Genomic DNA, 12456 nt, shown 5'->3' with positions numbered 1-12456 from the left:
TTGACCCCTCAATCGTGTTCAACGGTTCAGTCCGAAGCCGAGCTCGGTTAAAGAATGATTATGGAGAACGGCATCGACCACCAGTCGCAACCGCAGGACGAAGACAATCGCCAGACGACCGCGCCGATGATCTCGGTGCGCGACGTGACGGTTTCGTTCGGGCGTCAGACGGTGCTCGACAAGCTGTCGCTTGAGATTTACCAGGGCGAGGTTCTGGGCTTCATCGGTCCTTCGGGGGCGGGAAAATCAGTGCTGATGCGGACCATTCTCGGTCTCAACAAGAAACAGTCGGGTGAAATCGAGATTCTCGGTCGCAACATCGATCAGCTGAATGAGATGGAAAAAATGTCCATCGACATGCGTATGGGCGTCTTGTTCCAGCACGGTGCGTTGTTTTCTGCACTGAATGTTCTTGAGAACATTCAGGTTCCGATGCGCGAGTATCTTGATCTGTCACCGAAGCTGATGGACGAGCTGGCGCGACTGAAAATCGACCTTGTCGGCTTGAAGCCTGACACGGCAGAAAAATTTCCGTCCGAACTTTCCGGCGGCATGATCAAGCGTGCCGCGCTTGCGCGTGCGTTGGCTCTGGATCCGGGCATTCTGTTTCTTGATGAACCGACATCGGGCCTGGATCCCATCGGTGCTGCGGAGTTCGATGACCTGATTGCCAATCTACGCGATACGATGGGTCTGACCGTTTATATGGTCACTCATGATCTCGATAGTCTTTTTGCAATTTGCGACCGGATCGCTGTTCTTGGAAACAAGAAGGTGCTCGTCAGCGGCACCATTGAAGACATGCTAACGGTAGACGATCCGTGGGTTAAATCCTATTTTCGGGGCAAGCGCGCGCGCCAGATTGATCCATCGGCGCCAACGAGACGGCGGCCCGGCAGCCGCTTGCAGACTGGATAAGATATGGAAACTAAAGCCAATTATGTTCTGGTGGGTGTCTTTACGCTGATCGTCAGCCTGTTGGCTTTCGCGTTTGTGTTCTGGATCGCCCGTTTTGGGGAAGCACGCGATTCTCAGGAGCTCGATGTTCGTATCCCGGGTTCTGTTACGGGGTTGTCGCTTGGTAGTCAGGTTCTGTTCAACGGTATCAAGGTTGGTGATGTTCGCGCACTTAAACTCGATGAAACCAATCCAGAAATGGTGATCGTTAAAACCCGCGTCAACGCGACGACACCTATTACCCGCTCAACTGCAGCAACTCTTGGTTTTCAGGGGCTGACCGGGCAGGCTTATATTGAACTGAAGGGCGGTCGTCTTGATGAGCCCAATCTTCTGACCGAGGCTGCAAACGTAGATTCGGTTGCGCGTATTGATGCCGATCCGTCCTCAATCAACAATCTTCTTGCTACCGCACAGGATATTGCTGCACGAGCCAATGCCGTGCTTGGTCAGTTGGAGGGTTTCGTGAAGGATGCTCGTGGACCGCTGACGGATACAATCAACAACACGAAGACTTTCACCGACGCACTGGCACAGAACGCCAACATTATTCAGGAACTTGGTGAGAACACCGGAAACATCAACCAGATCGTCACTGACGCCAAGGATATGATGGCTCGCTTGAACGCTGCTTCTGTGCGTGTTGACGCCATTCTGGCGAAAACGGACAAGCTCCTGTCGAGCGACGACAAGGATGGGGTTGTTGCACAGGCTAAGGCAACGCTGGAATCCATCCGCCAGACATCCGACAATCTCGACAAGCGGATGGGGCCGATTGCGGACAATCTCCAGCGTTTTTCGGGACAGGGATTGCGTGATGTGCAATCAGTCGTGGTGGATAGCCGCCGCTCCATTCAGCGGATAGAACAGGCAATTACCGATCTCGAGCGTAACCCTCAGCGCCTTATCTTTGGCGGTAAAGGGAATGTACCTCAGTATGACGGGAGGACGCGTCATTGATTTCCAAAGCTAGCCTTATTGACATGAAATCACGTCGCACTCTTTGTCGTACAACTTCAATATCTGTTCTGCTCAGCATACTTCTTGCTGGCTGCGGGACGACGACGCCGCTCGACACGTTCAATCTGTCTGCACCGCAGCCCGGTGTTTCTTCGCCAAGCCGCAAGAACACACAGTTGCTGGTTCCGACGCCAACAGCCCTTAAGGCGCTCGATAGCGAGAATATCGTTGTCAGCTCAGCGCCCGGTTCCATCGAATATCTGAAGGGTGCTCAATGGGGCGACAGGCTGACGAACATTGTGCAGTCACGTCTGGTGCAGGCCTATGAGAATACAGGTGTGTTCGGCGGGATTGGCCGTCCAGGAGACGGGCTGGCAATCAACTATCAGATTCTGACCGATCTGCGCATGTTCGGCATTCAGGCCTATGCATCGCCTAAGCTCGCAGTGGTCGAACTGGCTGTCAAACTGATGAATGACAAGAACGGCGAAGTCCGTGCAACCCGCGTATTCCGTACGGCCATTCCGGTAAGCGGTGCAACGAATGCGGCCTATGTGAAGGCACTCGACGCGGCTTTTGAACGGACTGCTAGCGAGATTGTTAGCTGGACAGTGACAGTGCTCTAACTGTTTGTTTTTTAAGTACATCTTGTCTAAAAACCGTTTCACTTTTTTCGAGATGTACTCCAACCGAGGCAAGATGGAACAATAAAAAAGGTCGGCATGTTGCGCCGACCTTTTTTATTGAACGGAACCAGCTGTTTTTATCTGAGCCAGACAAACAAAAACGCGGCCCGAAGGCCGCGTTTTCTTTTAGTTCTGGTCTTAGCGAAGGCGACCGCTTGCGTGGGCAAGCATGGTGTAGACCTTGCCAGTGTCCGAGGTGAGGTAAGTCCGCGTCACCATGTTGTCACGGTCGTTGCGGGCTACATCTTCAAGCAGACGCTGGAAGTCGTCCATGTAGCGGTCAACGGCGCGGCGGAATTCACCATCCGTCTGATACTTGCGCTTGATATCATCAAAAGTCTGCTGACCCTTCAGCGTATAGAGACGGCGAGTAAAGACGTTTCGTTCACCGCGACGATAACGGTCCCAAAGCTCCACCGAAGCTTCATGGTCGATAGCGCGGGCAATGTCCACCGAAAGCGAGTTCAGCGATTCAACGACATGGCTTGGTGAACGAGGCGTTGCGACCGGCTGAGCTTTCGGCTGCGCGGCTTCTTCTTCCTCGCGGGAAGCACGGGCTAGGAGATCAGACACCCATCCACGCGGCTTTTCTGCCTGTGCGGCTGCCGGTGCAGGCTGAGCCTTCGGCGCTTCGTAGGCGCGCTGGCGAATTGCAACATCTGCCTGTACCACCGGTGCCTGAACAGGGGCTGGACGAGCTGCTGCCGGTGCCGGACGCGAAACCGGACGATCAGCACGGCTTTCGCCGACATCTACCAGACGACCGGACTTATTGACGATTTCGGCCAGTTCCTTGAGCGCATTGATCTGCTCGCTCACGGCTTTGCGCATAGCGGTCGTGGTTTCCTTGGCCTCGGCAGGCATGTCGAGAACGCCACGCTTCAGTTCGCCACGGGTCGTGTTGAGCTCGTTGCGAATTTCGCTTGCAGTGCGGCGAATATCGTCGGTCGCTGCAGAGAACTTCTGTGCTGCCTGTTCAACGATTTCCGAAACGCTTTCCCGCATCTTCTCGGCAGACGAACGGGTCTGGCCTTCGGCGCGCTGGAATGCGGAGGTCACCAGCCCTTCGAAGGACTGCATCAGCTTTTCCACGCCTTCCGACTTCTCGACGAGACCGGATGCCAGTTTGTCGAGCGCCTGATGACGATCTTCAAGCGTGCTGACAAGGCCGTTCTGCGCCGTGTTGATCATGTCGGAAGCCGAAGAGAGAACCTTTCCGTGCTCTTCGAAGCGGTCGGCGATGTCTGCGATCTGCGACAGCGTGCTGTCGGAGATAGCGCGCAGCGTACCGATATTGCCGTCAATCAGGCCAGTGGAGGCCTGGAACATCTGCGCTGCACGGTTGGTGTTTTCAACGAAGCTCGAGGTCGTGTCGACAAGGCGACCATCGATATCGGTGAGATTGCGCGTTGCAGTGTCGATCAACTTGCCCAGTTCGCCGTTGGAGGCTGCAAGACGATCGATCAGTTCGCTGACATTGTCGGAAAGACCGGTCTTGGCCTGCTGAACAGCGGCAATCGTTTCCGCTGTGCGGCTTGCAAGCGCATTGACCAGAGCGGCGTTTTCCGAACGAAGCCTGTCTGTTGCGGCATGGGTTGCTTCTTCAAGCTGCTGCGCCAGTCCACGACCGCTATCAGCAAGCCGCTGTACAAGCGGTTCTGCCGTATCGTTGAGGATCTTGGTGATTTCCTGCGAACGGGCAGCGAGAACGGCATTGAGCTCACGAGTACGTTCTTCTAGCGTCACCGCAGTCGTGTCGGTTACCTGTGCAATACGAGCCTCGACGGAGCCGAGTTCCATCGTGATACGCGAGCCGATATCACCGAGACGGGTTGCAATCGCGTCAGCACGCTCAGCGAGGCGCGTTTCGGTGCCAGCGAGATTGTCGGCAACGCTGGCCGAGAAGGACTCGCTATGGCCTGCAAGCGTTTCACTCGTCTTGGAAGCCGTATCGGCAATCCGCGCTTCAATCGAGCTAAGTTCGCCGGTGAGGCGGCTTTCGATTGCTTCAAGACCGCTGGCAATAGCGCTGGCGCGTTCATTGAGGCGCGTTTCGGTGCCAGCAAGGTTGTCGGCGACGCTTGCAGCGAAGGCTTCGCTGTGACCAGCAAGCGTTTCGCTGGTTCTGCTTGCCGTGTTGGCGATGCGGGCTTCGATTGAGCCAAGCTCGCCGGTGAGGCGGCTTTCGATCTCACCAAGACGACCGGCAATCGCGTCGGCGCGGTCGCCGAGACGTGCTTCCGTGCCAGACAGATTATCGATCAGGCGAGCGCTGAATGCTTCGCCGAAGCCATCCAGAGCTTCACCAGCCTTGGCTGCTTCAGCCGAAAGCGTGCTCGCGGCTTCACCGATCTTCTCGCGCAGCGTGCCAGCAACGATGCCAGCGCTCTGTTCGAGTGCACGGCGGACATTGTCGACGCCGATGGTGAGTGCCTTTTCCATCGTCTGTGTGCGTTCTTCGATAATGCCGGTCTGGCCTTCAAATGCGCGGCTGATGGTCGAACTGCTGTCGGCAATTGCGTTGTGAAGGTTGGTCGTGCGCTGTTCCAGGATATCGCTGTGATCCTGCAGCGTCTGGCTCAGCGATGTAGTGCTCTCACTCAGGGTCGAGCGGATTTCGGCAGCACGCGTTTCAATTGTGCGCTCGTGACCGTCCAGAATGCCTGAGAGGGCATTGTTGTGATCGTTCAGGACGTTATGAAGGCCGCTCGTGCGCTCTTCGACCTGACGAACATGTTCGCCCAAGGCGGCAACAAATGCATCGCGACCGGCACCAATGGAATCAGTCATGCTGCTTGCACGTTCATCGAGAATGCGTGCGAGCGTGTTCTGATTATCAGTGATGAGCGCCTGTAGCGAATTTACGCGCTCATCGAAAGTGCGAGCGAGAACCTCACGGTTTTCGTTGAAGTTATCGCGCATTGCGGCGGCACGCTCATCCATCAGTTGAGCAAGCATGGCTTGATTGCCCGCAATGACACCATGAAGCGTGGTGGCACGCTCTTCCAGCGAACGAGCGTGGTCTGCAAAGCTTGCATCAAGCAGTGCGGAATGGCTTGCTATTGTCTCGCGCAGTGCGTTGGTCCGCTCTTCCAGAATTGCCGCATGACTATCGGCAACGGTGTTGAGGGCAGATGCGCTGACGTTAACGGCATTCTCGATATCGCTCGTGCGTGCAGCAAGCGTATCGGCATGACCGCGGATGACGGAGGAAACGCGTTCCGTTTCGCCTTCCAGCGAAGCAGCCAGAACATCACGGCTTTCGGCAAGCTTGCCTGCAAAGGCATCGGCCTTTTCGCCAAGAATATTGCCGACGCTTTCGCCGATAGATGTCAGATCTTCGCCGATCTTTGTCTTGGTTTCGTCGATCATCGTGCTCAGAGACGTGCGACCGCTGGAGAAGGTCTCTGCGATTTCACGAGTACGAGCGATGAGGTTTTCGTTGATCTGGCGCGAACGGGTTTCGAGAGCTGCATTGAGCTTCTCAGTGCTGCTGTCGAGAGCATGCGCACGGGCTTCGAATTCGGACAGAAGCGACCGGCCACGCTCGGAAAGGGTGCTTTCGAGGTTTGCAAGACGGGTGTCGAATTCGCTGACCATGGATTGCGTTGCACCGCCAAGCAGATTGGCAATACCGGTTGTGCGTTCGTCCAGAGCTTCCGTCAGGCGGTCCGATACAGTGCGCGACTGTTCATCAAGCGTTGCAATGCGGGTATCGAGCAGGTTTGCAAAAGCTTCGCCCGAAGTCGTGATGCGGGAACCGATGTCACCGGTGCGGGTTTCAATGGCTTCGGCAATGGCGCCGCCGCTTTCATTGATGCTGCCGATCAGGCGTTCACCGGATTCGCCGAGCAGGGTGCTCAGCTGCTGCGAGGCAGACAGTACATTGTCGCGGATGATGTTGGACGCGCTGGAAAGTTCTTCCTTAAGCTGCTCATGCGCACCGGAGATCGATGAACGTACCCGTTCGGCATGGCTGACAACAGCTTCACGCTCGTTGCCCAGATCGCTGACGAGCGAACGAATGCGAACTTCATTGTCGCTATAAGCACGCTCAAGCTGATTGACTTCGGACTGAACGAGCGTTTCCAGCTCGACGGCACGAGCCAAGGTGCGTTCGATGCCTTCGTTCATGGCGGCGACTTCGCGGCGCACTGCCTGTCCGAGGGTAGAAACGCGATCACCGGATACGGCTTCCGGCTGGAGCAGGCGCATTGCAGCTTCCGACATGCTGCGTGCTGCCGTATGCATTTCCTGCGCGCGCTTTACGAGTTGCGCGAAGCCCCAGAACATGGCGACCGGCAATGCTACACCCGCAACGACGCCGAGGCCGGCGGGCGAGGTGAAAAAGTCCTTGGTGGCTTGCAGGGTCGAAAAGACATCAGGATTGATGGCTTTGCTCAGGGCGACGCCGCCAGCGGCCCAGAGCACGCTGATTGCAGTTGTCGTCCAGAAAAGCTTAGAGGAGTTTTCCGTCGCACGGCGTGGAGCGGCGATAATCGCTTTTTCACTGCGGGAATCGTCATTGGCCGGCGTGAAGGTAGGGGATGCAACGGTGGCGGCGGTTGCAACAGGTGCAACGGAAACAGGCTTGCTGACAACAGGTTCGGGCGCAGGCGTTGCGACCTTCGAAGTGTTGGCAGGCTTGTGCTGAACATTGGCCGTACCTTGCGAAACTGGTTCGGCAGCTTTCACAACCGGCGGGACCGGCGGCGCTGCAGGCGTTGCAATCACCGAGGCAGTGGTGATGGTGGCCACTTTTGCAGCAGTTTCCACAGGGGAAACGGCAACGGGCTCTACCGTCTTGGTCTTCTGCTCAGCAACAAGTTCTTCAGCCGCGCGCGAAATCTGTTCTTCCAGATCATCGACGGAGAAGCCTTCATCGAACGCACTCAAGTCCATGTCGATATCAAGATCGTCACCGAAATCGATATCGAGTGCCTGTTCCAGCGCCTTTTCAACCTCAAGGTCGAGCTTCTGTGCCTTGGATTTGGAAGCCATTGTTTGCCTACCTCGTACTCATTACTGCGACGGCCGGACCATAAAAAGGCCGTTACAAAACTTTCTCCGCCATTTTGCATCGTATCGGCTCGGGCTTGTTAAGGAAATAGGCCTCTTCTGCCGATACCTAAAACTTTAAATACAAGGTTAACAGAAACCGGCTCAATTCATGAAAATTCGACATTTCCGGGCTTTCCGCATTTACCAGCAAGTTGTGGAAATCGATCCGGACCGTTTCCTTCATCCAGGAAAGCTCTACGAGTTTATTAACAAAAATACCCGTATAGAGTGTCTGGATAACTGAATTTCATTTCATGATTGCATCCGCTGGAGCGCTGGATTCTGTCCGTCATTCCTAACCGCCCCTCAATTCACATCATATGATGCAGTTTCCGCAGACGGCAAGGAAGAGTTTTCGGGTTTTAGGCGCAACTGTCGGGTTTATCAGGCAGGGAAACTCGTCGTCGATGCACGGCATATTGGCGCAGTTGTGGGCGCGGGCGCGGTCAAGGTTGAAACTAATTGCAGAACGCCGTATCTGCCATTCCGAGTTTATTTGCGTTTCCCTGCCAAGGCAGTGACGGGCGCTCAGGATGAAGATCGCGCGAAACTTGTGTGTTTCAAGGAATAAAAATGACGAAGATCGTATTCGTATCAGCTGATGGCGCGACACGGACCGAAGTCGAAGCCGACAACGGGTCAAGCGTGATGGAAGCTGCCATTCGCAATGGCATTCCGGGCATTGATGCGGAATGTGGCGGTGCCTGCGCCTGCGCAACCTGCCATGTCTATGTTGATGAAGACTGGACGGACACTGTCGGCGGGCCTGACGCGATGGAAGAGGACATGCTGGACTTCGCTTATGAAGTTCGTCCTACTTCACGCCTCTCGTGTCAGATCCGGGTTTCTGACGATATTGACGGCCTTGTCGTGCAGGTGCCCGAACGCCAGAATTAAGTTTTAAAAGAGATGGTGATGTGATGGGCGCCGAACCGCAGAATGATATTGTCATTATCGGCTGCGGGCCTGTTGCACTCTTTTCCGTTTTTCAGTTGGGGCTGTTCGGTTTCAGGTGCCATCTCATCGATGCCAGTGATCGGCCCGGTGGTCAATGTACGGCACTCTATGCCGACAAGCCGATTTACGACGTGCCCGGGTTTCCTGAAATCATGGGTGAGGAGCTTGTCGAAAGGCTTCTCAAGCAGATCGCGCCATATAATCCTGTTTTTCATTTTAACAAGATAGCGGTCAGCATCGCGGTCGATGATGACGGCGTGGCTGTTAACACTAGCAATGGCGACAAGCTTGAAGCACGGACAGCGGTGATTGCATCCGGTCTTGGTGCTTTCGGTCTCGATGGACAGGTTATTCGCCCCGACCCTCTGGCCGAAGTTTCCTTAATCAAGACGGGCAACATGCTGGCTGTTAGTCCCGAGACCTTCAGAACTTCAATTCCGAAGGTCTACGCTATCGGCGATGCTTGCCACTATCCGGGCAAGCTGAAACTTATCCTGTCAGGGTTCCATGAAGCAGCATTGATGACGCAGGCTATACGCCGCGAATTGAGATAGTTCGGCACTACTGTTATTTGGAAGCCTGCTGGGCGCGCTCCATGCGATAAGTCAGCAAGCGTGCAAAGCGGTTTTCGAAATTGATCGTCTCAACCCGGTCAAAACGTTGTTGCTCCTTATCATGCGCTTCCATAAGGCGTGCAGTCACTTTGTCGATGTCAGCGCGAAGCACAGAGCAATCCGTGCGGGTGCGCAGTCCGCGTATTTCCCGTTCCATCTGGCTTGCAAAGCTGCGGGCAATGACGATGTGGCTCTCTTCGTGGCGGCGAATATCCTGCAACAGAGTATCCCAGATCAGCGCCAGTTCCGGCGTGGCCTTGCGGCGCTGTTTCCAGCGGGGCAGGGAGACCTTTGCGTGAACGTTTACATAGACGTCCTGCACCTTGCAGGCTTTCCCGGGCGCGCGACCATAACGTACCTTCGCATCGAAACGGATTTCAGCGGCACCGGGATGATGCTGACCAGTCTTCTTGAGGAAGGGTCCATTGCGGGAAAGAGCCTTGTCGAGGTCCGCTGCCGTTTTGCCGCTCACGGTATAGTAGCTGAATTCGCGAAAGATCGCGGCGGCTTCCGCCTGGGGAGCTACGATGGCAAGAACTGCACTGAGAGCCAGAACCTTCTTCCTCAAATTCATGTCCTGGCACCTCTTTCTAAAACCAGTAAGAAATTCGCTTTTTATTGCCGCGAGCATGGCATGCAATCGTCAAGAGAACTATAACGCCCTTCACAAAATGACTTCAGGCGAGGTTGGTTGCAACCTCGCCGCAATGAAATGCCCCCAAGTAAACAGCCCAAGGAAATGACACAGGAACATTTCGCTATGACGAAAGAATGGCACGTTGCTCATGGAAGAAGCCTTCGTCTGGGGGAAAAGTCCGTGATCATGGGCATATTGAATGTCACGCCAGACTCATTTTCCGATGGCGGCCACCACAATGAGCTGGAAAGGGCCATCGAAGTGGCCGGTCAGATGCTCGCTGATGGAGCGACGATCATTGATGTTGGCGGAGAATCGACCCGGCCCGGAGCTGCTGCGATCGATTCCGAAACGGAAATCGCGCGCGTTGTCCCGGTCATCGAAGCATTGGTGAAAAAATACGATTGCATCATCTCCATCGACACTTACCGCGCAGCAACAGCACAGGCGGCAGTCAATGCCGGGGCACATATCGTCAATGATGTCTGGGGACTACAACGAGAACCAGAAATCGCTCATGTCGCCAAAAGGAGCGGCGCAGGGCTGGTCATCATGCATACCAGCAGGGATCGACCCGTTCTTGCTGATGTTATCGAAGATCAGTTCTCGTTCCTGGATGCTTCACTGGATATAGCGAAAAAGGCAGGCATTGAAGAAACCCGCATCGTGCTCGATCCCGGTTTCGGTTTCGGCAAAAACAAGGATGAGGATATTGCGCTGCTGGCGAGAGCAGGCGAATTGCAGAAATTCGGATTCCCGTTGCTCGTCGGCACGTCGCGCAAACGCTTTATCGGCGGCATGACGGGCAGGGACAATCCGCTCGACCGCGACATAGGAACTGCGGCAACGTCTGTCGCACTGCGTTTGGCAGGTGCCGACATCTTCCGTGTTCACAATGTCGCTTTTAATAGAGATGCACTTGCCGTTGCAGATGATATCCTGCAATCCAGACGCAGTGAAAATAGAAAGTGAAGCCGTGTACACGATCCGAATGATGAACTGCGCGTTTTTCGCGCATCACGGCGTTTTCGATGAAGAGCACAAGCTCGGTCAGCGTTTTTACGTCGATGCTATTCTCGATGTCGATCCGGGTAATGCGCTGGAGAACGACGATATCGATGGTACTGTGCATTACGGTATCGCTTTTGCGGTTATTGAAGACATTATCACCGGTCGGCAGCGCTATCTGATCGAGACGCTGGCTCTCGACGTGGCCAAGGCAATGACCGCCCGGTTTCCGCAGGTAAAGCGCGCAGAAATTACCGTCCGCAAGCCGAATGCACCTGTTCCGGGCGTATTGGACCATGTTGAAGTGACGGTGGTTTATCCGCAGTGACTACAGGCAGACATTATCGCGCCTGGTTGGGGCTGGGCGGAAACATCGATGATCCTGTCGCTTCGATGGGCAAGGCGTTACGTATATTGGACGAACGAGCCGACACGGATGTCGTTGCGGTTTCGGCAGTCTATCGCACGCCGCCATGGGGGAAGACGGATCAGGCGTGGTTTCACAATGCCTGTGCAGAGATAGAAACGTCGTTGCAGCCATTGGAGTTGATTGCGACCTGCCTTGATGTGGAGCGTTCTTTGAAGCGTGTCAGGCTTGAAAGATGGGGCCCGCGCATCATCGATATCGACATACTGGCAATGCAGGATGATGCGGGAGAGGCTGTCGTCATGACGGATGCTGCTCTCGAGCTTCCGCATCCGCGTATGCACGAGCGGGCTTTCGTCCTCGTGCCCCTGAACGATATTGCATCGTCTCTCGAAATTGCAGGCAAGGTCGTTGCGGACTGGAATGCCGGGATAGAGCGATCCGGAATAGAAAAAGCCCGCACGGATGCGGGCTGGTGGCGTGAATAGCGTTCCGGTCAGTTCTTGGCGATACTGCCGACAGCGATATTATCGACGCGCTTCAGGCTCATGCCGATGACCGGAACCAGTTCCTTGTCGACCCGCACCGAAACCGTCACGTTCATCGTGTTCGGATCGGAGACACGTGCCAGCATCGCACCATTGAGCTGCTTGCGGTTCAGGCCGAAAACAACCTTGTTTCCACTGACGGAACCCGACGTGACATCAAGGCCTTTGCCCGCTGCACCATCATTGAATTTGCCGGAATAAGCGGACCCGACACGCGTGACGGTGGCCTTCATCGGCTGCGAAAAGACGCCAACGCGGCAGGTGCCATCGAGTGTCATGCCAATATCTTCATCCGGAGTCGATCCGGCGAGATTGCAGACGAATTTCGTGCCTTTGTATTTCCCGGCGACGATTTCACCCGGGCCTGACCATTGGCCTTCGATCGTTTGAAAGAACTGTTTGTCCTTATCAGCGGCCAGAACCGGCGCAGCGGAAAATGACACGGGCAGCAGCGTCAGGCAGGCGGCGATGCAATTCTTCATATTCAGCTCTGTCCCGGATTCACGACCTTGATCGGACGTCATTCCTAATCGTTGTTTTCCAGCATGTCACGACCAAAAGCTGGCCGCGCCTCGCAAACCGTCGGATTTGCCGACGTTGCCATAAGCCGATTGACAGAGAAGGGCACGGTTCAGGGGAGTGTGCCGATACACCTGGTCGC

General features: G+C 55.3%; 11 protein-coding genes. 8 read left to right on the top strand and 3 right to left on the bottom strand.

Going from position 1 to position 12456, the window contains the following annotated elements; all coding sequences use genetic code 11:
• Positions 1–54 precede the first annotated feature (54 nt).
• Genes OHI65_RS15920 through OHI65_RS15910 form a run of 3 tightly spaced genes read left to right on the top strand, consistent with a single transcriptional unit; the run spans position 55 to position 2543 of the window.
• Positions 55–918: an ABC transporter ATP-binding protein gene (locus OHI65_RS15920; RefSeq protein WP_012092011.1), complete on the top strand. Its 864-nt coding sequence runs from the start codon at positions 55–57 to the stop codon at positions 916–918.
• 3 nt (positions 919–921) lie between these two features.
• Complete coding sequence (locus OHI65_RS15915; RefSeq protein WP_012092012.1) at positions 922–1917, top strand: MlaD family protein; 996 nt, start codon at positions 922–924, stop codon at positions 1915–1917.
• Positions 1918–1940: 23 nt separating this feature from the next.
• Entirely contained in the window at positions 1941–2543 is a 603-nt protein-coding gene (locus tag OHI65_RS15910) for an ABC-type transport auxiliary lipoprotein family protein (protein ID WP_413541930.1), read from the top strand.
• A gap of 198 nt (positions 2544–2741) precedes the next feature.
• On the opposite strand, the gene OHI65_RS15905 is transcribed toward OHI65_RS15910, so the two are convergent.
• Positions 2742–7604 carry a kinesin gene (locus OHI65_RS15905; protein WP_125300233.1) on the bottom strand — a complete coding sequence of 1621 codons (4863 nt, stop codon included), beginning with the start codon at positions 7602–7604 and terminating at the stop codon, positions 2742–2744.
• A gap of 633 nt (positions 7605–8237) precedes the next feature.
• On the opposite strand from OHI65_RS15905, the gene OHI65_RS15900 reads away from it, so the two are divergent.
• Both OHI65_RS15900 and OHI65_RS15895 read left to right on the top strand, forming a co-directional pair.
• Positions 8238–8561 (top strand): 2Fe-2S iron-sulfur cluster-binding protein, encoded by a 324-nt coding sequence (locus OHI65_RS15900; protein WP_010660058.1) that lies wholly within the window; start codon positions 8238–8240, stop codon positions 8559–8561.
• Positions 8562–8584: 23 nt separating this feature from the next.
• Positions 8585–9175, top strand: coding sequence for an NAD(P)/FAD-dependent oxidoreductase (locus tag OHI65_RS15895; RefSeq protein WP_125300234.1), 591 nt, complete (start codon positions 8585–8587; stop codon positions 9173–9175).
• Between the two features lie 13 nt (positions 9176–9188).
• Here OHI65_RS15895 and OHI65_RS15890 read toward each other — a convergent pair whose 3' ends face one another.
• Positions 9189–9809, bottom strand: a complete 621-nt coding sequence (locus OHI65_RS15890; protein WP_012092016.1) for a DUF922 domain-containing Zn-dependent protease — start codon at positions 9807–9809, stop codon at positions 9189–9191.
• Between the two features lie 186 nt (positions 9810–9995).
• Here OHI65_RS15890 and folP point away from each other — a divergent pair, with 186 nt between their 5' ends.
• From folP to folK, 3 genes are read left to right on the top strand one after another with little or no spacing between them, the layout of a single operon-like run.
• Positions 9996–10844 (top strand): dihydropteroate synthase, encoded by an 849-nt coding sequence (gene folP, locus OHI65_RS15885; protein WP_125300235.1) that lies wholly within the window; start codon positions 9996–9998, stop codon positions 10842–10844.
• A 4-nt stretch (positions 10845–10848) separates the two neighbouring features.
• Positions 10849–11208: a dihydroneopterin aldolase gene (gene folB / locus OHI65_RS15880; protein WP_010660062.1), complete on the top strand. Its 360-nt coding sequence runs from the start codon at positions 10849–10851 to the stop codon at positions 11206–11208.
• A complete protein-coding gene (folK, locus tag OHI65_RS15875; protein ID WP_125300236.1) occupies positions 11205–11735 on the top strand; it encodes a 2-amino-4-hydroxy-6-hydroxymethyldihydropteridine diphosphokinase in 531 nt (176 codons plus the stop codon). Before folB ends, folK begins: the two co-directional genes overlap by 4 nt.
• An 8-nt stretch (positions 11736–11743) precedes the next feature.
• Here folK and OHI65_RS15870 read toward each other — a convergent pair whose 3' ends face one another.
• Positions 11744–12277, bottom strand: a complete 534-nt coding sequence (locus tag OHI65_RS15870; RefSeq protein ID WP_012092019.1) for a hypothetical protein — start codon at positions 12275–12277, stop codon at positions 11744–11746.
• Positions 12278–12456: the final 179 nt, after the last annotated feature.

This window comes from Brucella sp. MAB-22 (genome assembly GCF_025908475.1).
GTDB lineage: Bacteria > Pseudomonadota > Alphaproteobacteria > Rhizobiales > Rhizobiaceae > Brucella > Brucella anthropi.
Note: the sequence above shows the minus strand (reverse complement) of the source record. Positions and strands in the feature narration are given on the sequence as shown.